This is a genomic window from Pseudomonas sp. S3(2024) (assembly GCF_036861315.1).
GTDB lineage: Bacteria > Pseudomonadota > Gammaproteobacteria > Pseudomonadales > Pseudomonadaceae > Aquipseudomonas > Aquipseudomonas putida_A.
In genome coordinates, this window is sequence record NZ_JAZAQQ010000005.1 from 126,670 (window position 1) to 151,279 (window position 24,610).

The 24,610-nt window shown below is 61.6% G+C and carries 22 protein-coding genes; 11 read left to right on the top strand and 11 right to left on the bottom strand.

Features of this window, described 5'->3' with window-relative positions; genetic code table 11:
- The first annotated feature begins 99 nt into the window (after window positions 1–99).
- Window positions 100–1,767 carry a GMC family oxidoreductase gene (locus tag VLA07_RS14735; protein ID WP_333989546.1) on the top strand — a complete coding sequence of 556 codons (1,668 nt, stop codon included), beginning with the start codon at window positions 100–102 and terminating at the stop codon, window positions 1,765–1,767.
- 125 nt (window positions 1,768–1,892) lie between these two features.
- A complete protein-coding gene (locus VLA07_RS14740) occupies window positions 1,893–3,515 on the top strand; it encodes an MFS transporter (protein ID WP_097090285.1) in 1,623 nt (540 codons plus the stop codon).
- 149 nt (window positions 3,516–3,664) lie between these two features.
- On the opposite strand, the gene VLA07_RS14745 is transcribed toward VLA07_RS14740, so the two are convergent.
- Both VLA07_RS14745 and VLA07_RS14750 read right to left on the bottom strand, forming a co-directional pair.
- On the bottom strand, window positions 3,665–4,033 hold the full coding sequence (locus VLA07_RS14745) for a DUF427 domain-containing protein (protein WP_333989547.1): 369 nt from the start codon (window positions 4,031–4,033) through the stop codon (window positions 3,665–3,667).
- 283 nt (window positions 4,034–4,316) lie between these two features.
- The gene (locus tag VLA07_RS14750) at window positions 4,317–5,723 is read right to left on the bottom strand and encodes a serralysin family metalloprotease (protein ID WP_333989548.1); all 1,407 of its coding nucleotides are present in this window, start codon (window positions 5,721–5,723) and stop codon (window positions 4,317–4,319) included.
- Window positions 5,724–6,001: 278 nt separating this feature from the next.
- Here VLA07_RS14750 and VLA07_RS14755 point away from each other — a divergent pair, with 278 nt between their 5' ends.
- The 3 genes from VLA07_RS14755 (at window position 6,002) to VLA07_RS14765 (ending at window position 9,454) form a co-directional block, all read left to right on the top strand.
- Window positions 6,002–7,933, top strand: coding sequence for a DNA topoisomerase III (locus tag VLA07_RS14755; protein ID WP_333989549.1), 1,932 nt, complete (start codon window positions 6,002–6,004; stop codon window positions 7,931–7,933).
- A gap of 176 nt (window positions 7,934–8,109) precedes the next feature.
- Window positions 8,110–8,613: a GNAT family N-acetyltransferase gene (locus tag VLA07_RS14760; protein ID WP_333989550.1), complete on the top strand. Its 504-nt coding sequence runs from the start codon at window positions 8,110–8,112 to the stop codon at window positions 8,611–8,613.
- Window positions 8,614–9,124: 511 nt separating this feature from the next.
- On the top strand, window positions 9,125–9,454 hold the full coding sequence (locus VLA07_RS14765; RefSeq protein WP_007966852.1) for a hypothetical protein: 330 nt from the start codon (window positions 9,125–9,127) through the stop codon (window positions 9,452–9,454).
- A gap of 186 nt (window positions 9,455–9,640) precedes the next feature.
- Here VLA07_RS14765 and cynR read toward each other — a convergent pair whose 3' ends face one another.
- Window positions 9,641–10,519, bottom strand: coding sequence for a transcriptional regulator CynR (gene cynR, locus VLA07_RS14770; RefSeq protein WP_333989551.1), 879 nt, complete (start codon window positions 10,517–10,519; stop codon window positions 9,641–9,643).
- Window positions 10,520–10,638: 119 nt separating this feature from the next.
- Here cynR and cynS point away from each other — a divergent pair, with 119 nt between their 5' ends.
- The 3 genes from cynS to VLA07_RS14785 all read left to right on the top strand — a co-directional run bounded on the left by cynS (window position 10,639) and on the right by VLA07_RS14785 (window position 12,098).
- Window positions 10,639–11,106, top strand: a complete 468-nt coding sequence (gene cynS / locus VLA07_RS14775) for a cyanase (RefSeq protein WP_097090280.1) — start codon at window positions 10,639–10,641, stop codon at window positions 11,104–11,106.
- An 83-nt stretch (window positions 11,107–11,189) separates the two neighbouring features.
- Window positions 11,190–11,426 (top strand): DUF2790 domain-containing protein, encoded by a 237-nt coding sequence (locus VLA07_RS14780; protein ID WP_097090279.1) that lies wholly within the window; start codon window positions 11,190–11,192, stop codon window positions 11,424–11,426.
- 12 nt (window positions 11,427–11,438) lie between these two features.
- On the top strand, window positions 11,439–12,098 hold the full coding sequence (locus tag VLA07_RS14785; protein ID WP_333989552.1) for a carbonic anhydrase: 660 nt from the start codon (window positions 11,439–11,441) through the stop codon (window positions 12,096–12,098).
- 155 nt (window positions 12,099–12,253) lie between these two features.
- Here the strand turns inward: VLA07_RS14785 and VLA07_RS14790 are convergent, their stop codons facing one another.
- From VLA07_RS14790 to VLA07_RS14800, 3 genes are all read right to left on the bottom strand, one after another.
- Window positions 12,254–13,756 (bottom strand): aldehyde dehydrogenase family protein, encoded by a 1,503-nt coding sequence (locus tag VLA07_RS14790; protein WP_333989553.1) that lies wholly within the window; start codon window positions 13,754–13,756, stop codon window positions 12,254–12,256.
- 179 nt (window positions 13,757–13,935) lie between these two features.
- Window positions 13,936–14,844 carry a glutaminase B gene (glsB, locus tag VLA07_RS14795; protein ID WP_027611723.1) on the bottom strand — a complete coding sequence of 303 codons (909 nt, stop codon included), beginning with the start codon at window positions 14,842–14,844 and terminating at the stop codon, window positions 13,936–13,938.
- A gap of 426 nt (window positions 14,845–15,270) precedes the next feature.
- Window positions 15,271–16,887: a L,D-transpeptidase family protein gene (locus VLA07_RS14800; protein WP_333989554.1), complete on the bottom strand. Its 1,617-nt coding sequence runs from the start codon at window positions 16,885–16,887 to the stop codon at window positions 15,271–15,273.
- 150 nt (window positions 16,888–17,037) lie between these two features.
- On the opposite strand from VLA07_RS14800, the gene VLA07_RS14805 reads away from it, so the two are divergent.
- The gene (locus VLA07_RS14805) at window positions 17,038–17,751 is read left to right on the top strand and encodes a murein L,D-transpeptidase catalytic domain family protein (RefSeq protein ID WP_027611721.1); all 714 of its coding nucleotides are present in this window, start codon (window positions 17,038–17,040) and stop codon (window positions 17,749–17,751) included.
- Here the strand turns inward: VLA07_RS14805 and VLA07_RS14810 are convergent.
- Window positions 17,699–19,087: an MFS transporter gene (locus VLA07_RS14810; RefSeq protein ID WP_333989555.1), complete on the bottom strand. Its 1,389-nt coding sequence runs from the start codon at window positions 19,085–19,087 to the stop codon at window positions 17,699–17,701. The two genes, VLA07_RS14805 and VLA07_RS14810, sit on opposite strands and share 53 nt — an antisense overlap.
- A 103-nt stretch (window positions 19,088–19,190) precedes the next feature.
- Here VLA07_RS14810 and VLA07_RS14815 point away from each other — a divergent pair, with 103 nt between their 5' ends.
- Window positions 19,191–20,078, top strand: a complete 888-nt coding sequence (locus VLA07_RS14815) for a LysR family transcriptional regulator (RefSeq protein WP_027611719.1) — start codon at window positions 19,191–19,193, stop codon at window positions 20,076–20,078.
- Here the strand turns inward: VLA07_RS14815 and VLA07_RS14820 are convergent.
- Window positions 20,075–20,695, bottom strand: coding sequence for a cell wall hydrolase (locus VLA07_RS14820; RefSeq protein ID WP_333989556.1), 621 nt, complete (start codon window positions 20,693–20,695; stop codon window positions 20,075–20,077). The genes VLA07_RS14815 and VLA07_RS14820 overlap by 4 nt on opposite strands.
- Before the next feature lie 199 nt (window positions 20,696–20,894).
- On the opposite strand from VLA07_RS14820, the gene VLA07_RS14825 reads away from it, so the two are divergent.
- Entirely contained in the window at window positions 20,895–21,746 is an 852-nt protein-coding gene (locus VLA07_RS14825; protein ID WP_333989557.1) for a CAP domain-containing protein, read from the top strand.
- A 619-nt stretch (window positions 21,747–22,365) separates the two neighbouring features.
- On the opposite strand, the gene VLA07_RS14830 is transcribed toward VLA07_RS14825, so the two are convergent.
- From VLA07_RS14830 to cydB, 3 genes are all read right to left on the bottom strand, one after another.
- A complete protein-coding gene (locus tag VLA07_RS14830) occupies window positions 22,366–22,824 on the bottom strand; it encodes an REP-associated tyrosine transposase (RefSeq protein WP_247268794.1) in 459 nt (152 codons plus the stop codon).
- 626 nt (window positions 22,825–23,450) lie between these two features.
- Window positions 23,451–23,606, bottom strand: coding sequence for a DUF2474 family protein (locus VLA07_RS14835; protein ID WP_098964444.1), 156 nt, complete (start codon window positions 23,604–23,606; stop codon window positions 23,451–23,453).
- The gene (gene cydB / locus VLA07_RS14840; protein ID WP_096796447.1) at window positions 23,593–24,609 is read right to left on the bottom strand and encodes a cytochrome d ubiquinol oxidase subunit II; all 1,017 of its coding nucleotides are present in this window, start codon (window positions 24,607–24,609) and stop codon (window positions 23,593–23,595) included. The genes VLA07_RS14835 and cydB overlap by 14 nt, the downstream gene beginning before the upstream one ends.
- Between the last annotated feature and the right edge of the window lies 1 nt (window position 24,610).

Below are 24,610 nucleotides of genomic sequence, written 5' to 3' on the forward strand. Positions count from 1 at the left end.
GTTTGAAAACGCACAGCGGCTGCGCAAAAACTAACATTCTTTTAACGAAAGCTAACAACTAGAGTGTCCGACAATAAAAACAAAAAGCGAGGTCAGGGAATGCAGACTTCCCTTGAAGAATTCGACTACATCGTGGTCGGCGCCGGCCCCGCCGGGTGCCTGCTGGCCAATCGACTGTCGGCAGACAAACAGCAGCGGGTGTTGCTGCTCGAAGCCGGCGGACGCGACAACTACGCATGGATTCACATCCCCGTGGGTTACCTGTTCTGCATCGGCAACCCGCGCACCGACTGGTGCTTCAAGACCGAAGCGCAACCCGGCCTGCAAGGTCGCAGCCTGAGCTACCCACGCGGCAAAGTGCTCGGCGGCTGCTCCTCGATCAACGGCATGATCTACATGCGCGGCCAGGCCGGCGACTACGATGGCTGGGCTGCCGAGGGCAATCCGGGCTGGGCCTGGAACGACGTGCTGCCGCTGTTCAAACAGAGCGAAAACCACTTTGCCGGCGCCGCTGAATTTCATGGTGCCAAGGGTGAATGGCGGGTCGAGCAACAGCGGCTGTCATGGCCGATTCTCGACGCGTTTCGCAGTGCCGCCGAACAGAGCGGCATCGCCAGCATCGACGACTTCAACCAGGGCGACAACGAGGGTTGCGGCTACTTTCAGGTCAACCAGAAGGCCGGGGTGCGCTGGAACGCGGCCAAGGCTTTTCTCAAACCGATTCGCGAGCGGGTCAATCTGACGGTGCTGACCGGGGTTGAAGTGGATCGCGTGCTGCTGGAAAACGGCCGTGCGTCGAAGGTCAGCGCGCGTCACGAAGGCCAGGTGAAAAGCTTCAAGGCGCGCAAGGAGATTGTGTTGTGCGCTGGCGCCGTGGGTTCGCCGAGCATTCTGCAACGCTCCGGGATCGGCCCGAGTCCTTTGCTGGAGCGTCTGGGCATCGGGGTGATTCATGAGCTGCCGGGGGTCGGCGGCAATCTGCAGGATCACCTGCAGCTGCGCCTGATCTACAAACTGCAGAACGCCCGCACCCTGAATCAGATCGCCGGCAGCGTGTGGGGCAAGATGGGCATGGGCCTGCGTTATCTGTATGACCGCAGCGGGCCGCTGTCGATGGCGCCGAGTCAGCTCGGAGCATTTGCCCGATCCGGGCCGGAGCAGACCTCGGCGAACCTTGAGTATCACGTGCAGCCGCTGTCGCTGGAGCGCTTTGGCGAGCCGTTGCACAGCTTTCCGGCGTTCACCGCGTCGGTGTGTGATCTGCGTCCGCAGAGCCGTGGCCGCATCGACATCCGTTCGGCAGATCCGCAGGAAGCACCGCTGATTCAACCGAACTACCTCAGCCATCCTGAAGACCTGCGCGTGGCCGCCGACGCGATCCGCCTGACCCGCCGGATCGTCAGCGCCCCGGCCCTGCAAGCGTTCAAACCGGTGGAATACTTGCCCGGCGACAACCTGCAAAGCGAGGAGCAATTGCACGAAGCGGCCGCGCGCATCGGCACGACGATTTTCCATCCGGTCGGCACCTGTCGCATGGGCAATGACGCGGAAGCGGTGGTCGATGCGCAATTGCGCGTGCATGGCGTGCCCGGCCTGCGCATCGCCGACGCCTCAATCATGCCGCGCATCACCTCGGGAAACACCTGTTCGCCTACGCTGATGATTGCCGAGAAGGCGGCGCAGTTGATCCTTTCAGGACCTGTTCACAGCCCCAATGTGGGAGCGGGCTTGCTCGCGAAAGCGGAGTGTCATTCACCCATGATTTGACTGACACGGCCCCTTCGGGAGCAAGCCCCCTCCCACAGGAATCAACAGCATTCAAGGCATCGCGCAACACCCGGACACGCAACACCAGTGGAACAACAAAAACAATCACTGTGAGGGATACCGATATGTCAGAACACGCTCAGCCGCTGGACGCCGCGAGCGGCGCCAGCACCAGCAATGCCACGCAGAAAGTCATCTTCGCCTCGTCCCTGGGGACGGTGTTCGAGTGGTATGACTTCTTCCTCTACGGCGCCCTCGCGGCGGTGATCAGCAAGCAGTTTTTCGCCGGGGTCAACGACACCACGGCGTTCATCTTCGCGCTGATGGCCTTTGCCGCCGGGTTTATCGTGCGGCCGTTCGGGGCGCTGGTGTTCGGTCGGTTGGGGGACATGATCGGACGCAAATACACCTTCCTCGCGACCATCATTCTGATGGGGATCGCCACGTTCTGCGTCGGCCTGCTGCCGACTTACGCCAGCATCGGCATTGCCGCGCCGATCATTCTGGTGGTGCTGCGCATGCTTCAGGGTCTGGCCCTGGGCGGTGAATACGGCGGTGCTGCGACCTATGTGGCGGAACACGCGCCGATCGGCAAACGCGGCTTCCACACCAGCTGGATTCAATCCACTGCCACTCTCGGCCTGCTGCTGTCGCTGCTGGTGGTGCTCGGGTGCCGCTACTTCACTGGCGATCAGTTTGAAGTCTGGGGCTGGCGCATTCCGTTCCTGCTGTCGATCGTGCTGCTGGGCATTTCCACCTGGATCCGCCTGAGCCTGCACGAGTCGCCGGCGTACCTGAAAATGAAAGAGGAAGGCAAAGCCTCGAAAGCGCCGATCCGCGAATCCTTCGGCAAATGGGAGAACCTCAAGGTCGTGCTGATCGCGCTGTTCAGCATCAACGCCGGGCAAGCGGTGACCTTCTACGCTGCGCAATTTTACGTGCTGTTCTTCCTCACCCAGTTCCTGAAAATGGACCCGGCGGTGGCCAACAGCCTGCTGATCATCAGTGTGGTGATCGGTGCGCCGTTCTTCATCATTTTCGGCTGGCTGTCGGACAAGGTCGGACGCAAACCAGTGCTGATGCTCGGGCTGCTGCTGGCGACCGCGTTGTACTTCCCGATCTTCAAATCCCTGGCGCATTACGCCAACCCGGCTATCGATCAGGCCAGCCGTCAGGCGCCGATCACCGTGCTTGCCGATCCGGCCACCTGCACCTTCCAGTTCGACCCGGTGGGCAAGGCCAAATTCGACAGCCCGTGCGACAAGGTCAAGACCTTCCTGGTCAAGCAGGGCCTGCCCTACTCCAGCGTCGCCGCTCCGGCCGGCAGTGGCGTGCAGGTGAGCATCGGCGACGTGAAGATCGACGGCTACGACGAATCGGCCCTGCGCGGCGCGGTCACCCTCGCCGGCTACCCGCAACAGGCCGACCTGCAACAGATCAACAAACCGATGATCGTGGCGCTGATCGTCGCGCTGATCATCATCTCGGCCATGTGCTACGGCCCACTGGCGGCGCTGATGGTCGAACTGTTCCCGACGCGCATCCGCTACACCTCGATGTCGCTGCCGTACCACATCGGCAACGGCTGGTTCGGCGGTTTCCTGCCAACGGTGTCGTTCGCGCTGGTGGTGTACACCGGGGATATTTTCTATGGGCTGTGGTACCCGGTGCTGATTACCGGGGTCAGCCTGGTGGTGGGGATGATCTGTCTGCGAGAGACGAAGAATATCGATCTCGATAAGAACTGAATCTGAAACATGATCCTTTGGTAAAAAAACCTGTGGCGAGGGGATTTATCCCCGATGGGGTGCGTAGCGCCCCCCGTGAAAAAGGGGACTACTGCGTAGTCCATCGGGGATGAATCCCCTCGCCACAATTAAATCTCTTCCTCCAGTAACTAAGCGTCAACCTTGATCACCTCAAACTTCACCTGATCCGGATAAAACGCCACGTAGTCACGAATCGGCGCGACCGAGACTTTCGGATTTTCGTAAGTCCACACCGCATTCGCCCCCTCATGCCCCGGCACTTGCAGGCTGAAGTAATTGGCATCGCCCTTGTACGGGCAGTAACTGGTGTGGTCGGTGCGGGCGAAGTATTTCTCGTCGATGTCTTCTCGGGGCACGTAGTACACCGGCGGGTAGTTGGCCTCATGGAGCACCAGCACATGCGAGGACGCCGCGACCTGGATGCCGTGGAACTTCACCAGCAGGCAACCGGGGAGTTCTTCGAGGGTGATGACGGGATTGAGGCCGGTGGTGCTCATTGGGGTTACTCCTGAATACGGCGCAGAGAGACCGGTTCAGGTATAGCTCATAGGTTCAGACCAGGGTGATTTTGCAGCCGAACGGCCAAAGCCCCTCGCCCCAGCCCTCTCCCGGAGGTAGAAGGAGCCTGCCGAAGTGTCTTTCGTTCTACACCGACCTGAAAGTGCTTTATCGATTGTGGATTCAGCGAAGTGCAATCAGGTCGGTGCATGTTTTCAGCATCCCCCGATCGGTTCCCTCTCCCACTGGGAGAGGGTTAGGGTGAGGGCTACTCTTCTGGCATCAAACCACGATATCAGTCGCCACCGCCTGCCCTACCACACCCACGGCAAAGTCAACCTGCCCCTGCCCGGTCAGATCGACCAGCAGCCCGGTCTGACCGTTCTGCGCGTAGTAAGTCAGGATCGCATCGCCCGCATGGCCGGTGAAACTGCTGACGAAGTTCAGTGACGCCGCCCCCGTGGCAAACGCGGCGATGCCCGAGAGGTCGATCTTGTCCACGCCGCTCTTGAAATCCATGATCCAGTCCGGCTGGTTGTTGGTCGAGTCGCTGGCCGCACCGAACACGAAGGTGTCTGCGCCCTCGCCGCCCCACAGCACATCCGCGCCGCCACCGCCGTAGAGGATGTCGTTGCCGGCTCCGCCGAACAGATGGTTGACGGCCGAGTTGCCGATCAGCAGGTCATTGCCCGAACCGCCAACCGCATTCTCCACGGTCACGCCATAGGCAATCGATACGTTGCCGACCAGCCCGCCAACGTCAGAGAACGAACCCTCATTGAGGTTGATCTTCTGGTTCTGGGTGAAGCCGGAGAAGTTCAGCGTATCGTTACCGCCACCGTCCCACACTGAGAACACAACTTTCGACGTCGCCGATGTCGCGCTGTAGAAATCGCGGCCGGTGTTGGAGCCGAAACCGTAGGTGGTGTCATCGGCGCGGGTTGCATAGTTGGCGCCATAGAGTTTCTGCACCGCCACGATATCGTCGAGCAACGGTGCCGAGGCGTAGGCGCCGCTGCCGTCCTTGCTGAAGTTCTGGTCGGTGTTGGCTTCACTCCAGTAGCTCATCAGGCTGTAGCCACGGGTGTCTTCGGCGTACTTGGCGTCGTTGTAGGTCGGGTTGCCATTGCCGGCGTTGTAGGCGCCCGGGTGCGACAGGCCAAGGGTGTGGCCGATTTCGTGGGTCAGGGTCTGACGCCCGTAGTTGTTGGTGTCCGGGGTCTTGTTGACCTGATATTGATTGTTGATCAGGTACCACGACTGACCGTCATAGCTGCCGCCGCTCGGCAGGTAGGCGAACGCCGCGCCGCCGGTGCTGACGTCGTAGTTGCCGAAGGTCATGTGGCCGTCGCCGCCCTTGCCTTCAGTGAACGTGACCTTGGCCACGTCGGCCCAGGATTGCATGGCCAGCACGGCTTGAGCTTTCTGCTGCGCGCTGAACTGGCTGAAGTTGCCGAGGTTCGGGTTGTAGTTTGCCGGTTTCTCGGTGAGGAAGGTGTAGGTCAGGGAGATTTTGCCGTCGCCGTTCTTGTCGTGCCACGACAGGTTTTTGCGCAGGATTTCGTCGGCTGCCTGATCGGCGGTGAACGACGGTTTGCCGTTCACCAGGCCGACGCCACGGTCGTACAAGTGGCTGAAGGCGTTCACTTCGTCATAGGCGCTGCTGGATTTTGCTTTGGCTTGAGCCATGGTGGGACTTCCTTGTGTCAGAGTTGGCAGTACGCGTCGAGCACGGCAATCCACGGCGAGATTGTCCGGTCACTCGCGTTTCTGAGAAGCCCGGTGAACCTGACACGGGCGTCAATCGCCCTGCCAATCGATTTCTCGATAGCCGCTCGCGACGTCCCGGTAATACCGGTCATCCCCGGCAACGTTTTGATCTGTATATCCATACAGATAAAAGTTGCTCCGGGCGCCAACTGCGGCCATCCTGTGCACCTCCAGTGAAATGATCGACGACGGTGGTTATGCGGCTGTACCTCTGTGAAAAACCTTCCCAGGCCAAAGACATCGCGGCCGTGCTGGGCGCCAGGCGTCGGGGCGACGGCTGCTGGCTGGGAACGGACGTCACAGTGACCTGGTGCATTGGCCATCTGCTGGAAACCGCGCCGCCGGATGCCTACGACGCGCGCTACAAGCGCTGGGTGCTGGCGGATCTGCCGATCATTCCCGACAAATGGAAAATGACCGTCAAGCCGCGCACCGCCAGCCAGTACAAAGCGGTCAAGCGCCTGCTCGGCGAGGCCAGCGAACTGATCATCGCCACCGACGCCGACCGTGAGGGCGAAATGATCGCCCGGGAACTGGTCGAGCACTGCCGCTATCGCGGGCCGATCCGCCGCTTGTGGCTGTCGGCGCTGGATGAAGCATCGATCCGCAAGGCTCTGGCCGCGTTGAAGCCAGGGGCGGAAACCTTCAGCCTGTATCACTCGGCGCTGGGGCGCTCGCGGGCCGACTGGCTGATCGGCATGAACATGAGTCGCCTGTTTACGCTATTGGGCCGGCAGTCCGGCTATCAGGGCGTGCTGCCCGTCGGTCGGGTGCAGACGCCGACACTGCGGCTGGTGGTGGATCGCGACCGCAGCATCGCCGACTTCGTGCCGGTGCCGTATTGGGCGATCGATGTGCAACTGCTGCACGACGGCACGCCGTTCACCGCGCAATGGCGTGCGCCCTCGGACGTTTGCGACGATCAGGATCGCTGCCTGAATCAGGCGCTGGCCCAGCAGGCAGCCGCCGCTCTGAACAGCGCCGCCAGTGCGCGGGTGGTCAAACTGCGCACCGAACGCATGCGTGAAGTGGCACCGCTGCCATTCGATCTGGGCACCCTGCAGGAGGTCTGCTCGAAGAAACTCGGTCTCGGCGCCCAGGAAACCCTCGACATCGCCCAGGCGCTCTACGAAACCTACAAAGTCATCACCTACCCGCGTAGCGATTGCGGCTTTCTGCCGCTGAGCCAGCACAGTGAAGCGCCGGGGATACTGGCGGCACTGCGTCAGGCCGACCCGAGCCTTGACGTGTTGAACGGTCACCTCGACCCGCAGCGCCGCTCACGGGCGTGGAACGACGCCAAGGTCAGCGCCCACCACGGCATCATCCCCACCGCCGCGGCGAAAAATCTCGAACGCCTGAGCGGCAAACACCGGGCGGTCTATACCCTGATTCGTGCGCGTTATCTGGCGCAATTTCTGCCCAACCATGAATACGATCGCACCCAGGCCGACTTCGATTGCGCCGGGGAAGCGTTGCGTGCCGTCGGCAAGCAGATCATCGAACCGGGCTGGAAGCGCGCCTTGCCCGAAGCCCTCGCCCCGGCCAAGGGCCGTGAAGCGCCAGCCCCGCAAACCCTGCCGGCGTTGAGCCAAGGTATCGATTGCGCCGTGGCCGGCGTGAACCTCAAGGATCTGTGGACCCAGCCGCCGAAGCCCTACACCGAGGGCGACCTGATCAAGGCGATGAAGAACGTCGCCAAACTGGTGGAAGATCCATTGCTCAAACAGAAACTCAAGGACACCACCGGCATCGGCACCGAAGCGACGCGCGCCTCGATCATTCAGGGCCTGCTGGATCGTGGTTATCTGGTGAAGAACGGCAAGGCGCTGGCCGCGACGCCGGCGGCCTTCAGCCTGATCGACGCCGTGCCCCGGGCGATTGCCGATCCCGGCACCACCGCCATCTGGGAACAGGCGCTGGACATGGTGCAGAGCGGCGAGATGAGCCTGGAAGAGTTCGTCACCAAACAGGCGGCGTGGATGAGCAAGCAGGTCAGCCGCTGTTCTGCGCTGAGCCTGACCATCAGCGGCCCGCCACCGGCCGGCAAGGCTGCAGCGCCGTGGAAGAAGAAACGCAAATCGACCCGAAGCAAAACCGCCGGGGCAGCCAAACGCACAACGAAGTAATGATCTTTACTCTGGTGGGGATTCTGTGGTGAGGGGATTTATCCCCGATGGGCTGCGAAGCGGCCCCAGCTTTTACTTAAACTAAAGGACTGCTGCGCAGTCCATCGGGGATAAATCCCCTCGCCACAAGGTGTGAGTTCACATTATCGGGTTCATCACCGCAGGGAGTTAACCCAATGCCCAGCATCGAACTGCACCCCGCCCACCGCGACGAACTGCAAACCATCGAAAACCTCATGCAGTTCTACATGTACGACTTCAGCCAATGGCTACCACTGAAACTCGGCGAACATGGTTTCTTCAGCATTCAGCAGAAAGACGATTACTGGCGCAATCCCGCTACCCAACCGTTCCTGATCCGCGTCGACGGTGAACTGGCCGGCTTCGTGACCGTGGATAACGACACCCACATCGACGGCGCCGAACACAACATCGGCTACTTCTTCCTCACCCGGCGTTTTCGTGGCCAAGGCGTCGCGCAGTTTGTCGTCTCTGCCCTCTTGAGCCGTCTGCCCGGTCAATGGCAGATTTTCCACATCGACGCCAACCTGCCTGCGCAGCGCTTCTGGGCCAGGTTGATCCCCGAATTGACTGGCGGCGCAGTCACCCGCCAGCAGCGCACCGTGGACGGTTACCCCTGCACCTTCTACATCCTGCGCGCCCCTGCATCCGTTGCCTGAACGGAACTTTTCTCATTCCAAAACCGCTTTGTCCGACAATATGTAGTGAGCAAAAATAATCACTACAAAACCGTTGACGGCACCGTTTTGCTTTTGCATGATGAAGACGTTCCCCGATCGGGAACATCGGTAACACGCTTGAGCAAACTCGTCTGACCGCCGAGTTGTTTTTTCCGGATACACGCTGCCCACAAGGCAGATTGAAGAAGCTGACCTGGCCTGAACGTCCAGTACAAGGACGAGAAGCGCTGGCGAAAATTCTCAAGACGCTTGTGGTCGACCCTGAAAATGTCGTCAAGGAGCCTCCCGGTTTTCGCTGCTTCTCCTCGTTGTGACGCTATTGCGTAGCAGTTATTCAACACGACTACATGCAACAGACGCATGACCCCGTACTTCACACGGGCGACCGCTGACGTCCTGGTTTCGGTGCCAGGGATCAACTAACCGATGGGCTACCTGTATTAGCGAATCAACTTTGAAAGATCACCAGACTGGTCAAGGGGCAAACATCATGAATCTGAACAATCAACCTACTATCGAAGAACTGGCTCGTATGTTCGCTGCGCAAAAAGACAGCCACGACAGCCACATTCTCTGGATCAGCAAGTCGGGTCAGGTGCATATCGACTGCCTGTCGCCCCATGCTGGTGAAGAAGAATTCGACCGCAGCAACCAGAACCTGCTGGCCCGCCTGAAGATGTACCGCCGCGGCCACGGTTATGTCGGCAAGAAAGCTGCGGCCGATAAAGACTTCATCGGCAATGTGCTGCAGACGCTGAAACAGGCGTGGGATTCGATGCAGAACAAGAATGAAGTTCGGGTGATTGACCGGTTCTACTGAGTTAAAACTTCAATAAATAAAAAGGGCCTGCTTCCAACAGAAGCAGGCCCTTTTTATATCCGCAATTCACCACACAATCCTGTGGGAGCGGGCTTGCTCGCAAATGGGCCGGGTCAGTCACCATCACCTCAACTGAGACACCGCATTCGCGAGCAAGCCCGCTCCCACAGGGGGCTGTGTTGTTGGTCAGATTTTCGTTTGCAGCACCAGATTCACAAACGCCAGCGCCGCCGCACTGTGGTAATTATTCTGCCGCCGCAACAACGCCGCCCCACGCTGCGGCGCTTCGTTCTCGACGCTCAAGCGACGCAACGCCCGGTCTTCGCTGGCAATCGCTTCGGGCAACATCGTCGCCATCGGCGAATGCCGCACCACCTCCAGCAACGTACTTACCGAGTTCACCTCGATCCGCACCTTTGGCGTGATCCCGTGCTGACGGAAGTATTCATCGATCGATAAGCGCGTGATGAAGTCCGGCGCCAGCAAGGCGAAATCCAGCTGGGCAAGTTCGCTCGCCGTCAGCACCGCCTGACTCTCGTACAGCGGATGCTCGCGCCCGACCATGATCCCCAGGGTTTCGGTAAACGCCGGAATGCACTCGATGTCCGGGTGGCGCACCGGGGTAAAGGCAATCGCGATGTCCAGCGAGTCATCCGCCAGCCCCGCTTCGATGTCGTCCATCGACAGTTCGAAAATCTGCAGATGAATACCCGGATAGCGCGCCGTAAAGTCGCGCACCAATGGCCCGACCAGATAGGCCATGAACGTCGGGGTCATGGCCAGGCGCAGGCTGCCACGGGACAGATCCTTGACGTCATGCAACGCCCGCTTGCCCGCCTCCAGTTCAACCAGCACGCGCCGTGCGCATTCGATGTAAGCCTCACCGGCATCGGTGGGTTTGACCGTGCGTGAGGTGCGATCAAACAGATTCACCCCGAGGCTTTCTTCCAGTTGGCGGATCTGTTGCGACAGAGTCGGCTGCGACACATGCAACGCCTCCGCCGCCCGGGTGAAGCCGCCGTGATCGGCCACGGCCAGCAGATAACGCAAATGTCGCAACAACATGGGATCACCATCTATAGGTAGAGCTTATGCGAAGCATTGTATATCGGTCTTGGACGCTATGGATCAATCGGCAGAAGATGGCTCCCACACAGCAAGCCAACCTTGAAAGGAGTGACACCATGCAACAGTCCCACGCCTACAACGATGCCAGCCTGGCCCTGACCACCCGCATTCTCGACATCAAGGCCCGCAAGAATTTGTCATGGCAGGATCTGGCCGACGGCACTGGCCTGAGCCTGGCCTACGTCACCGCGGCCCTGCTCGGCCAGCACCCGTTGCCGCAAGACGCCGCGCAAGTGGTTGGTGACAAACTCGAGCTGGACGCCGACGCCGTTGCCGCCCTGCAGATCATCCCGCTGCGTGGAAGCCTCAGCGGTGTGCCGACCGACCCGACCATCTACCGCTTCCACGAGATGATCCAGATCTACGGCACCACCCTCAAAGCCCTGGTCCACGAGCAGTTCGGCGACGGCATCATCAGCGCCATCAACTTCAAGCTCGACATCAAGAAAGTCGAAGACCCGGAAGGCGGCTCACGCGCCGTGGTCACCCTCGACGGCAAGTTCCTGCCGCTGCGTCCGTTCTGATCCGCCGCGGCCCGCACCCCGCGTGCGGGCCCATCCAAACCTCAATTGCCAAGTCGTCACCACATCTGCCTGGAGGCTGCCCCATGCACAAAATTCTGTTGACCCTGACCCTGCTCGCCGGCCTTGCCGCCCAGGCCCAGGCGGATGAAGAGGCGATTGCCTACCGCTACGGCATGACTCTGGATATTGCTGAAATCGTGAACATCACCCCGGTCGCCGACGTCTGCGGCGTTGTGCCGGTCGAGATGACCTACCTCGACAGCCACGGCGCAAAACACATTCTTCAATACAGCGAATTCGGCACCGGCTGTTCGAACTGAGAGGACAACACCATGAAAAACCTGATCGAAGGCTTTCTGAAGTTCCAGAACGAGGCGTTTCCGCAACGCACCGAGCTGTTCAAGCACTTGGCGACCACTCAAACCCCGGGCACCTTGTTCATCACCTGTTCCGACAGCCGCGTGGTGCCGGAACTGCTGACCCAGCAAGAACCCGGCGAGCTGTTCGTGATCCGTAACGCAGGCAATATCGTGCCGTCCTACAGCCCGCATCCGGGCGGGGTGTCGGCGACGGTGGAATACGCGGTGGCGGTGCTTGGGGTGACGGACATCGTGATCTGCGGTCACTCCGATTGCGGCGCGATGACCGCGATTGCCCAATGCAAATGCATGGATCACCTGCCCGCCGTCAGCGGCTGGCTGCAACATGCCGAGTCGGCGAAAGTGGTGAACGAGGCGCGGCCGCATGCCAATGACGCGGCGAAATTGAGTGCGATGGTGCGGGAAAATGTGATCGCGCAACTGGCGAATATTCAGACCCACCCGAGCGTGCGCCTGGCGCAGGAGAAAGGCCTGCTGAACCTGCATGGCTGGGTGTATGACATCGAGACCGGCTCGATCGATGCGCTGGCGGCGGATCGCCGCACGTTTGTGCCGTTGGCTGAGCAGCCGACGACGTGCGCCGTTCAGGCAAACGCCAGCGCAGCCGCCTGATACAAGTCCGCTGAGGTGAAGAGGAACTTGTGGCGAGGGGATTTATCCCCGATGGACTGCGCAGCAGGCCCGATCTCTTGGGGCCGCTTCGCGCCCCATCGGGGATAAATCCCCTCGCCACAGGGCCGGTGTGCATCAATCGGGATAAGGCGTTTTCAGCGTTTTACGCTGAGGTCCATCTGAGTCATGCGACTACGGACCGTGAACACGCCATCCCCCGAAAGAATCGCACTGCGCGCAAACAGGCGCCCGCTCTCCCAGTTCGAAAGCCCCAGTTCCGGCTTGTTCAGCGCGTACTGGCCATCGACCCAACGGGTAATCCCGTTACCCACAAACGGTGCGTTCACCGCGTTGTAAAAACGCTCTTGCGCAGCAGCATCCTCGCTGATCAGCGACACCGTGAACTGCGGGCTGTAGCGGTTGAACAGTGTGATCGCCTGATCCAGATCGTCGACGATCATCAGGCTGACTTCCGGGGTTTCTTCCCATTCCCACTCGCGGCCCAGTTCGGATTCCGCCAGCGCTTCGGCCAGGGCTTCGGTCTGATAACCCTCGGCGCGATAGACCTCGACTGTCGCGTTCTGCCACTCAGCCGGCAGGTAACTTTCGCTGCCTGTGACGATGTGCAATTTGCAGCCCTGACCGCGTGCGGTACCGGCCTGCTTCAGCGCATCGAGAAACAGCGGCACCAGTTCGGCAGCACGCTCGCGGTGAATCAGGCAGACGTTCAGCGTGTTGCAGACTTTGCGATCCAGCGAATTACGCACCACGGCGGCGAAGCGCGTGGCGTCGGCGTGACGATCGGCAATCAGCCACGCGCCACCAGTGCCGTGCAGGCTGACCGCCGTGCCCGCCTGCTGGGCGATGCTGCCCAACTGGCTGACCGCACGCCCCGAACCCCGGGCCACCGCCAGCGACAAACGCCGGTCGGCGAACATCGCCCAACCGGCGGCGTGATTGACGCTTTCCACCAGCGACACCGCACCCGCCGGCAGACCGGCATCGGCCAGCGCCGGGTTCAGCGCGTGAGTGACGATTGCTTGCGCGGTGCCCAATGCATCGCTGCCGATACGCAGCACCGCAGTGTTGCCGGTGCGCAGTACACCGGCGGCATCGGCGAACACGTTCGGCCGTCCTTCAAACACGAACGCCACGATGCCCAGCGGCGATACCACTTGCTCGACCTTCCAGCCGTCGTGTTCGACGCAGCTGATGACCTTACCGCGCGTGGCCGGCGCATCCCGCCAGGCGCGCAAACCGGCGATCATGTCGCGGCGCATGCGCTCGTCGGCGAGCAGTCGGGTGGTCGAGCGACCACGGGCCTTGGCGCGTTCGATGTCGGCCAGGTTGGCGGCTTCGATCAAGGTCCAGCATTCCGGGGTTTCCAGGCGTTGCGCGAACAGGTCGAAGAAGTGACTGATGGCTTCGTCGGACACCGCCGAAAGCGCGCTGAACGCCGTTTGCGCACGCTCGATTGCCACTGCAGCCGCTTGTTGATCGACCACCGGAATCAGCAACAGCTCGCCACTCACCTGCTCGACCAGCAGATGGTCACCGGGCTGAAACCGCGCTGCCAGTTCGGGGCTGACCACGGTCACACGGTTGCCAGCGAAAGGGATCGGCGTGCCAGCGACTAGACGTTCGAGCGCAAGAGACATGAAGCGGATTCACCATGTGAGGGGCGGCCGGAAAATGTATAGGAACTGCGCTCTCCGAGGCAACACAAAACCCTTGTGGGAGCGAGCCTGCTCGCGATAGCGGAGTGTCAGACGCAGTCATATTGAATGACACACCGCTATCGCGAGCAGGCTCACTCCTACAGTTACTGCGGTGCTTTTTAGAACACCGACCAGCCAATCCGCGAACTGAGCATCTCCAGCGCCGCCATCCCCGCCAGCGAGTTACCGGCAGCATTGAGTTCCGGCGACCACACGCACACGCTGAACTGCCCCGGCACCACCGCGACAATGCCGCCGCCAACCCCGCTCTTGCCCGGCAAGCCGACGCGATAAGCGAAGTTGCCGGCCTCGTCGTACAGGCCGCTGGTGGCCATGATCGAGTTGACCTGCTGAGTCTGGCGCCGAGTGAGGATCTGTTCGCCGCTGTGTTTGCAGAAACCGTCGTTGGCGAGGAAGCAGAATGCGCGGGCCAGATCGATGCAGTTCATGCGCAGCGCGCAGTGGCTGAAGTAGCTGCGCAGCACCGCTTCGACGTCGTTGTGGAAGTTGCCGAACGATTGCATCAGGTACGCCATGGCCGCATTGCGGGCGCGATGCTGGTACTCGGATTCGGCGACCTTGCCATCGACGATCACCTGCGGATTGCCCGACAGCCGCCGCACGAAGTCACGCATCGACAGGGCTGGCGCGGCGAAACGCGACTGGTTGATGTCGCAGATCACCAGCGCCCCGGCGTTGATGAACGGATTGCGCGGACGCCCGCGTTCGAACTCCAGTTGCACCAGCGAGTTGAACGGCTGGCCGGACGGCTCGTGCCCCAGGCGCTCCCAGATCGCCTCGCCGGAATGCTCGATTGCCTGCACCAGGCTGAACACCTTGGAAATACTCTGCACCGAGAACGGCGTCTCGGCGTCGCCGGCGCAATACATTTCGCCGTCGTTGCCATACACGGCGATGCCCAGCTGATTGGCCGGCACGGTGCCGAGGGCGGGAATGTAGTCAGCCACTTTGCCCTGCCCGATCAGGGGCCGGACAGCGTCAAGAATCTCGTTCAACAGCGCTTGCATGCCGGGTTCCGAAGTCTCGCCCCATGGGATTGCGGGGACACTGGGGCTAGACGCTGCGCAACTGCCACGAATCACACTGGCTATCACAGGGGACTGTGGTAGATGAAAGATTCAGGGCTGGCCGCGATCAAGGGTGGGAGTGGGCTTGCTCACGAAGGGGTCGGCACAGTCAGCATTGATGTTGGCTGACCTGACGCTTTCGCGAGCAAGCCCGCTCCCACTGGGGGCTGTTGGTGGATGAAGGATTGGGGGCTGGCCGCTCCCACAGGGGGCTGTGGTGGATGAAGGATGGGGGCCCGGCCGCGATCAGGGGTGGGAGTGGGCTTGCTCACGAAGGGGTCGGTACAGTCAGCATTAATGGCGGCTGACCTGACGCTTTCGCGAGCAGGCTCGCTCCCACTGGGGGGATTGCTGCAAATCCGGGATTCAGTGTGCGCCGTCGAGACCGGCGAGCAGCGCACTGTCGCGGCTATAGATATCCGGCGCATAACGCACCTGCCCATCCTTGCCGACCTGTGCCGTCCAGTAGGTCATGAGGATCGGCACCGGTGCCGACAGGCGGAATTCGTGGGTGCTGCCGGTGGCGAGCAAGGTGTCGGTGCGCGTACGTTCCGCCGGGGTCAGCAACAGGTCGCGCAGTTGCATCGGGTGCTCGACCCGCACACAGCCGGAGCTGAACGCGCGCGGGCCTTTGTCGAACAGGGCCTTGCTCGGCGTGTCGTGCAGGTACACCGCGAACGGGTTGGGGAAGCGGATCACCAGTTGCCCCAGCGGATTACGCGGCCCGGCCTCCTGGCGCAGCATGATGTTGCCGGGGTTGTCCCAGTCGATATCCGCTGCGGCCAACGGCTGGCCATGGGCGTCGAGCACCTGCAGATTCTGCCGGCTGAGGAAGGTCTGATCCTTGCGGATCGCCGGCAGCTTGTCTTCTTTCCAGATGGTCGGCGGCACGGTCCAGGTCGGGTTCAGCGTCAGGCGCGTGACCCGGGATTTGAGCAACGGGGTCTGCCGTTCGGCGCGACCGACCTGGGTACGGGTCTGCCAGACCGGCACGCCGGCCTGATACAGGGTCAGCTCGGCGGCAGCGACGTTGACCAGCAAACCGTCGGGTTCCATGTCCTGCGCCAGCCAGCGGAAACGTTCAAGGTTGACGCGCAATTGTTCGCGGCGCGTCAGCGGGCTGATGTTGAGCTCGGCAATCGTCCCCGGCCCGACTACCCCGTCGGCCTGCAACGAATGGTTGGCCTGAAAGCTCTTCACCGCTTCCACCAGCACGCCCTCATAGGCATTGCCGGGCGTACCGATGGCGTGAGTCAGGTAGCCTTCGTTGAACAGGCGCTGGGCCAGTTCCGGCACGCGTTTGTCTTCCATCGCCGGGCGTAGCAACGGGCCGTTGCCCACCGACTGCCAGTGCGGCAAGGCCTGCAGCCGCTGGCTGGCGTAGAGGTGGCGCAGGCTCTGGTATTGCGCCAGACGCGGACGCGCCAGATCGAACGCGGTCTTGATGTCGTGCAGACCGGGCACGGCGATCGCCAGCAATTCCGCCTGACGATCACGCGGGGTGTCATCGGAATGCCACAGCGGCTCGAAATGCGATTGCAGCAGACGACCGTAATGCAGGTCCTGCAGGGCTTGCAGATAAGAGCGGCTGATGTCGATATCGGCGCACAACTCGCCGTCCTGCGGCGGATTAGTGGCGACCGGATAACGTTTGGGATTGAGGCCATCATCGGCCAACAGCTGCAACTGCGCGCGCAAGGCCGGCAAACGCCCGGACTCGCTGGCCCACACCGGCAGCCAGTCCTGCTGCTGATAAAACGCCTGCAATTGCGTCAGCGCCGCGCCGCTCAGGTGCGCGGCAATCGCCGGGCACGCCTGGGGTAAACCGATCAGCACCGCTTGCAGCGGACTTTGCGGCTCGAGCGGCATTTCCGCCGGCGGCGTCGGCAGGGTCTGCAACGGTGGCAGCGGCTCATCGGCGCAAGCGACAAACGGCGCAGCGAGCAAACAAATGCTCAAGTAGCATGCGTACTTTTTGAACAACTGCTTTACTCCAATCCGTGGCCGTCTGAATGACGGTCAACCTTACATCAGGTGCGCTGAACAGTCAGGCTCGAAACAGGGGTCTGTCGGGTATGACTGGGAGTCAGGAGCCAAAGTGCCAAATAAGTAGCAAGTGAGGACACTTTATAAATGTTGACGTATTTGCGCCGACTTCTGCTGACCACCGCGACCCTCGTCGTCGTGAGCAGCCCAGCTTTCGCCGCCGGCAAACCATCGCCGGTTCTCTTCACCAGCCTCGCCCACGCCGCGCCGGAACTCAATCCCCAAGCGCTGAAAGGTGCCTTGAGCGCCATGCAATGCGCAGTGAACAATGGCGCGAGACCCTCACGCCACCTGGCGATCATCGACTATTCGCAGCCCTCCACCGCCCGCCGGCTGTGGATCTTCGATCTGAACAGAAAGAAACTGGTGCTGCGCGATCTGGTCGCCCATGGTTCGAATTCCGGGGAAAACTTCGCCACCCAGTTCTCCAATCGCGAAGGCAGTTACCAGTCCAGCCTCGGGCTGTTCCGCACCCAGGAAAGTTACGAGGGGACCCACGGTTATTCGCTGCGCATGGACGGTCTGGAACCGGGCTTCAATGACCTGGCCCGCGACCGGGCCATCGTGATCCACGCCGCCGACTACGTGAATCCGTTGTGGAGCAAGCGTCAGGGCCGTATCGGTCGCAGCCAGGGTTGCCCGGCGGTGCGCCCGCAAGTGGCGAAGCAGGTGATCGATAAACTCAAGGACGGCCAGTTCATGTTCTCCTGGTACCCGGACCAGCGCTGGCTGAAGTCCTCGCCGTACCTCAACTGCCAGCCGCAGCAAGTGGCGAGCATCTTGAGTACCCACGCCAGCTGACGATCAGGGCCACGACCATCAGCGCCGCCGCAACCCCGAACGTGCTGTGCAAGCCACTGCCGATGACCTCGGCCGGGGCTTGCGTTGGGTCACCCGTAGCGAAGGCGAACACCGCGCCCATGACCGCCGCGCCGGTGATCAGCCCGAGATTGCGTGACAGCCCGAGCAGGGCCGACACCACACCGCGCTGATCCTGACTGACCGTCGCCATCAACCCGGTATTGTTCGCCGCCTGGAACAACGCGTAACTGCTGGCAACCACAGCCATCGGCAGCAGATACGCCGGCAGACCGAGACTCATCGGCAACAACGCCAACAAACTGCAACCACCGGCCAACCCGAACAACGCCCCCGGCACCACCCGCCGCGCACCGAAGCGATCCACCAAACGCCCCGCCGGCACCCCGCCGCACGCCGCCAGCAGCGGCCCGACCGACAATGCCAGGCCGACCACGGTGCTGCCCAGTCCCAGGCCCCGGCTCAGGTAAAACGGCCCGACCACCAGCGTGGTCATCATCACCGTCGTCACCAGCAACGTCAGCGCCAGGCTGCTGCTCAGACGCGCATCGGCGAACAATGACAAACGAATCAGTGGCGCCCTGGCTTTCATCTCGACCGCAACAAACACCCCTGCTCCGCACAGGCTGACCAGCAGCAACATCAATGTATGGCCGTCGAGCGTCATCGCCAGCGCGTAGGCGGCCAGCGTCAATACCAGCACCACGGTGCCGAGGTAATCAAACGCGACTGCCGATTTGGCCGGGCGATCCGCCGACAGATATCGATAAACCAGCCACGCGTTGAGCAGGCCCAACGGCACGTTGAGGACAAAGATCGACGGCCAGCCGACATGCGCGATCAGCAGACCGCCCAGCGATGGCCCGAGGCTGGTGCCGGTGGCCGACATGGTTGCCAGCAAGCCCATCGCACTGCCCGCCCGCGCCTTGGGCACCGCATCCGCCACCAGCGCCACCGTCAAGGCGAACATGATCGCCGCGCCAAGGCCCTGCACGGCCCGCGCGCCGATCAACCAGCCCAGCCCCGGCGCCAGCGCACAGCACAGCGAAGCACTGGTAAAAATGCCGATGCCGATCAGCAGCAGGCGTCGCCGCCCGAACACATCGCCCAGACGCCCGACACTGACAATCAACGTGGTGACCGCCAGCAGGTAGGCCAGCACGATCCACTGCACCTGTTGAAACGTCGCATCGAACGCTGCAGCCAAGGTCGGTAATCCGGCATTGGCGATGCTGGTGTCCAGCGACGGCATCAACATCGACAGCGCCAGACTGGTCAGCGCCCAGCGGGCTTGAGGGGGCAAGGGGGATCCGGGCATCGGGCGCTCCTGGTGCAATGGTCAGACGGCATAGCCTGCGTCTCGACAAGGCAAGGCGCAAGACGCATGCTTTGCACTTGATACCTGCACGGAACGCCATGTCATGAGCACACCGGATCTGAACCTGTTGATCACCCTCGACGTGTTGTTGCGCGAAGGCAGCGTCGCCCGCGCCGCGCACATTCTGCGGTTGAGCCCGTCGGCCATGAGTCGTGCCCTGGCCCGGCTGCGCGAAACCACTGGCGATCCGTTGCTGGTGCGCGCCGGCCGAGGTCTGGTGCCGACCCCGCGTGCGCTGGAATTGCGTGAGCGGGTCAGCGCTCTGGTGCAGGAAGCCGAGGCGGTGTTGCGTCCCGCCGAAGTGCTCGATCCCGGCCAATTGCAGCGCACCTTCACCCTGCGCAACACCGACGGTTTTGTCGAAACCTTCGCCGCCGCGCTGCTCGCGCGCATCGCTGAAGAAGCCCCCGGCGTGCGCCTGCGCTTTGTGCAGAAAGCCGACAAGGACAGCACGCCGCTGCGCGAAGGCCGGGTCGATCTGGAGACCGGCGTGGTCGACGACAGCACCGACCCGACGCTGCACAGCCGCATTCTGTTTGAGGATCACTGGATCGGTGTGGTTCGTGAGGGCCATCCGTTGAGCTCGGGCAAGATCAGCAGCAAACGTTTTGCCGGCGGCCAGCACATTCTGATCTCACGGCGCGGGCGCAGCAGCGGCCCGGTCGACGAAGCGTTGCTCGCCGCAGGTCTGACGCGGGATATCGTTACTTCATTCGGCGGCTTTTCGGCGGCGCTGACGCTGGTCCGCGAATCGGACCTGATCGCCACGGTTCCGGAGCGTCACACCAGCAAGCTGCGCATGGGCCTGCACAGCTTCGCCCTGCCCTTCAGGATGCCGCCGATCAGCGTGTCGATGCTCTGGCACCCGCGCATGGACGCCGACCCGGCGCACCGCTGGCTGCGCAACTGTGTACGGGAAGTCTGCGTCTAACGCGCATCGCCGCCGGCCGGTTTATAGAACAGGAATTTGCCGACCGCGGCGGTTTTTTTGTACTCCCTGGCCCAGCTCGGATGCACCTGGCGATCATGGAAGTACAGTGCGCCATGGGTGCGATCCGGCAACTGGCGGTTGAGTGCCTTGCCGGCGATGTCCTTGGCCAGGGTGTATTCGGCGTCTTCCTTGACCTGATCGGTCTTGCCATCGCACCACCAGGAGAACTGGCAGCTCTTGGTTTCCGAACCTTGCTTGACCACTGCACATACGGTGTCGGGGAAGCCGTCATGGCCGAGGCGGTTCATCACCACGTTGGCCACCGCCTCCATTTCCAGCGTGTCGCGGCCCTTGGCTTCCCAGTAGATACTGCGCGCCAGGCAGGTGATCGGATCGTCCAGCGGCGCGGTGCCGGCGGGGTCAACCGCCTGCACTTCAGTGGGGGTGATCGCTTCGGATTTGGGTGCTGGTGCCGCGCTGACTTTGTCGGCGGCCTTCTCTTCCAGCACCTGGGCTTTCTCTTCGGCCTTGGCCTTGATCGGCGCCTGTTCAGTGGCGCTTACAACACCGACCATCAGGGTTAATGCGAAACAGCCAGCCAACCATTTCAATCCCATGTCAGTTCTTCCGGCAACGCCCGTTCCGGGCAAGGTGTTTCGTGGGGGAGACGCCCGGTTCCCGGGGTTTTCGGAGAGTGTAGACGGCAAATACCGACGTAACGTTCCGCAGAAAAAACCGCTCGATGAAGAAAAAGACATTGCACTGACCGGGGGCCTTTCGCGCATCATGAGCGCACTCAGCTCAAGGGAGATTTCCATGCGCTTCATGCCATCCGTCTTGCGTTTTGCCGCGCTGTCCGTGGGCCTGGCCGTGGCCGCCTCGGCCATGGCTGCCGACGAGTCGCAACTGATCGAGTCGATCAATGCCTACCGCAGCCAACCGCAGCGTTGCGGCAGCCAGGCGTCCAGTGAACTGCCACCGCTGTCGGCCGATCCACGGCTGAGACTGCCGGCCGCCGGTGCGGTCGATCTGCAACAGGCCATGGCCAGCGCCAGTTACCCGATGGTCAACGTGCAGGCGATCACCCTCAACGGCCCACGGGATGCAGCGTCGGCGATGAAGGCGATTCAGGAGAGCTTCTGTCAGGTGGTGCTGGATCCGCAGTTCGTCGATGTCGGTGTCAGCCGCGCCGATCGCGACTGGCGGATCGTGCTGGCGCGACCTCTACTGTCGGCGAAGCTCGGCGATGCGCAAAGCGAAGGCCAGAAGTTGCTCGAACAACTCAACGCCGCCCGCGCCCAGCCGCGCCAATGCGGCGGCCAGGCCTTTGCCGCGGCCGGACCTCTGACCTGGAACGCCACATTGGGCAGCATTTCCCAGGATCACAGCCGCGACATGGCTAACAACAACTACTTAGACCACAAGGACCGCGACGGCCGCACACCCGGTGACCGCGCCGAACTGGCCGGCTACAGCGGGCAACTGGTCGGCGAAAACATCGCCGCCGGGCAAGACACCGTGCGCAAGGTCGTCGACGGCTGGCTCGCCAGCCCCGGCCACTGCGCCAACCTGATGAACCCGCAATACAAAGAACTCGGCGCCGCCTACGCGACCGATCCAAAGAGCAGCGCCGGGATCTACTGGACGGCGATGTTTGGGGCGCAGTAACTCCCCTTCAGAAAACACCGAAGATCCGATGTGGGGATTGGTGGTGGATGAAGAGTTCAGGGCTGGCCGCTATCAAGGGTGGGAGTGGGCTTGCTCACGAAGGGGCCGGCACATTCAGCATCGATGGCGACTGAACTGACGCCTTCGCGAGCAAGCCCGCTCCCACAGGGGATTGTCGCTGAATGAAGATTTCGGGGCTGGCGGCGATCGAGGGTGGGAGTGGGCTTGCTCACGAAGGGGCCGGCACATTCAACATCGGTGTCGATTGAGCGGACGCCTTCGCGAGCAAGCCCGCTCCCACTGGGGATTGGTGGTGGATGAAGAATTCAGGGCTGGCCGCTATCAAGGGTGGGAGTGGGCTTGCTCACGAAGGGGTCGGTATATTCAGCATCGATGTCGACTGACCTGCCGCCTTCGCGAGCAAGTCCGCTCCCACTGGGGATTGTCGCTGAATGAAGATTTCGGGGCTGGCCGCGATCAAGGGTGGGAGTGGGCTTGCTCACGAAGGGGCCGGCACATTCAATATCGATGTCGACTGAGCGGACGCCTTCGCGAGCAAGCCCGCTCCCACAGGAATCGCATTTATTCTGATGTGAGGCGGTGAATGCGCATCCTGAGTTCAAACCCAGATCGCGTCCCATAGCGGGTAGTCACCGAGTTTTTCCACCAGTCCGGCCCGCAGTGGATTAGCCACTACATAGCGGGCCAGTTTCACCAGATCCTCCTCTCGACGTAACGCATGATCATGAAAACCTTGCTGCCAAAGGCCTCCGGATCTACCGCTCGCTGTGTTGACTGAACGAGTACTCAGGGATTTGACCTGGCACATCAATTGGCCAAGTGTTCCTTTTTGCAATTGGATCAGCCAATGAAAATGATCGGGCATAACCACCCATGCCAATGTGTCGGCAAATCCCTCTTCCTGCGCCTGCCTGAACTGATGCACAACCAATCGACCGAGTCTGTAATCCTTGAACACTGGTTCTCGCCCCAAGGTATTGGCGGTTAGTAGGTAGATCTGATTTTCTTCGCAATGACGGCCGGTTCGCAGGCGATGTGATGAATAACGTTTGGGCATTCCTTTGCCTTGTTCATGGTTGAATTCAAAAAAAAGGCTAGATCAGCCATCACAGTGCGCCGAACATGTTTGTTGGCAGGATGTGTCTGTGCACCAGAAAAAGGGTGGGAGTGGGCTTGCTCACGAAGAGGCCGGCACATTCAGCATCAGTGTCAGCTGACCTGACGCTTTCGCGAGCAAGCCCGCTCCCACAGGGGATTGCTGCTGGATGAAGAATTTGCGGCTGGCCGAAATCCAAGGTGGGATTGGTGGTGGATGAAGAATTCGGGGCTGGCCGCAATCCAGGGTGGGAGTGGGCTTGCTCACGAAGAGGCCGGCACATTCAGCATCAATATCGACTGAACTGACGCCTTCGCGAGCAAGCTCGCTCCCACAGGGGATTGCTGCTGGATGAAGAATTTGCGGCTGGCCGAAATCCAAGGTGGGATTGGTGGTGGATGAGGGATTGTGGGTTAGCCGAAATCCAGGGTGGGAGTGGGCTTGCTCACGAAGGGGCCGGCACATTCAGCATCGATGTCGACCGAGCGGACGCCTTCGCGAGCAAGCCCGCTCCCACAGGGGACATCAGTGATGTTCAGAATTGCGGGCACAAAAAAACCGGAGTCATGGCTCCGGTTTTTTTATTGTCAGTGGGTCCTCATCCCCGCTGCATACATCGCCAGTTTCAGCACACTCGCCACCACGGCGAGTGACACGACACTGCCGAACCAGATCAGCAACAACCAGCCCAGACGCTGGTACCAGCGGGAGGATCTGACCTCACGCGAATCAATGGTAGCCATCGCCAATCCTCACTTTGCCGCGGAATACGTAGTAGCTCCAGAAGGTGTACATCAGGATCACCGGCAGGATGAACAGTGCGCCGATCAAGGCGAACAACTGGCTCGAAGGCGGAGACGCCGCCGCCCACAGGCTCACCGATGGCGGGATGATGTTTGGCCAGATGCTCAACGCCAGGCCGATGTAACCGAGCAGCATCAACACCAGAGTGAACACGAACGGCCAGTGGGTGTGACGCTGACGCAAGGTGCGCAGCAGCCCGAACAACGCCAGCAGCGCCAGCACCACCAACCCGGCGAACACCATCAGGTGTCCGCTGGTCGACCAGCGAGTGGCCAGCTCCGGGTGCAACTTCAGTGTCCACGCACCAATCACCACCACCATCGCCGTCAGCAACCACGCCAGCGGCCGAGTGAACAGACGCATCCGCGACTCGAGCATGCCTTCGGTCTTGACCAGCAGCCAGGTGCTGCCCAGCAGCGCATACGCCACCACCAGACCGACGCCACACACCAGCGGGAACGGCGCCAGCCAGTCCAGGCCGCCACCGGCAAACTGCCGATTCACCACGGGAATGCCCGATACGTACGCGCCGATCGCCACACCCTGGGAGAACGTCGCCAGCAGCGAACCGCCGATGAACGCCTTGTCCCACCAGTGACGCTTTTGCGCTGACGACTTGAAGCGAAACTCGAACGCCACGCCACGGAAAATCAGCCCGCAGAGCATCAGGATCAGCGGCAGGTACAGCGCCTCCAGAATCACCCCGTAGGCCAGTGGAAACGCGCCATACAACGCCGCACCACCGAGCACCAGCCAGGTTTCGTTGCCGTCCCACACCGGGGCAACGGTGTTCATCATCACGTCGCGCTCCTGCTCATCCGGGATCAGCGGAAACAGGATGCCCAGGCCCAGATCGAAGCCGTCCATGATCACGTACATCATCACCCCGAAGGCGATGATCACACCCCAGATCAACGAGAGATCGATACCTTGAATACCCATG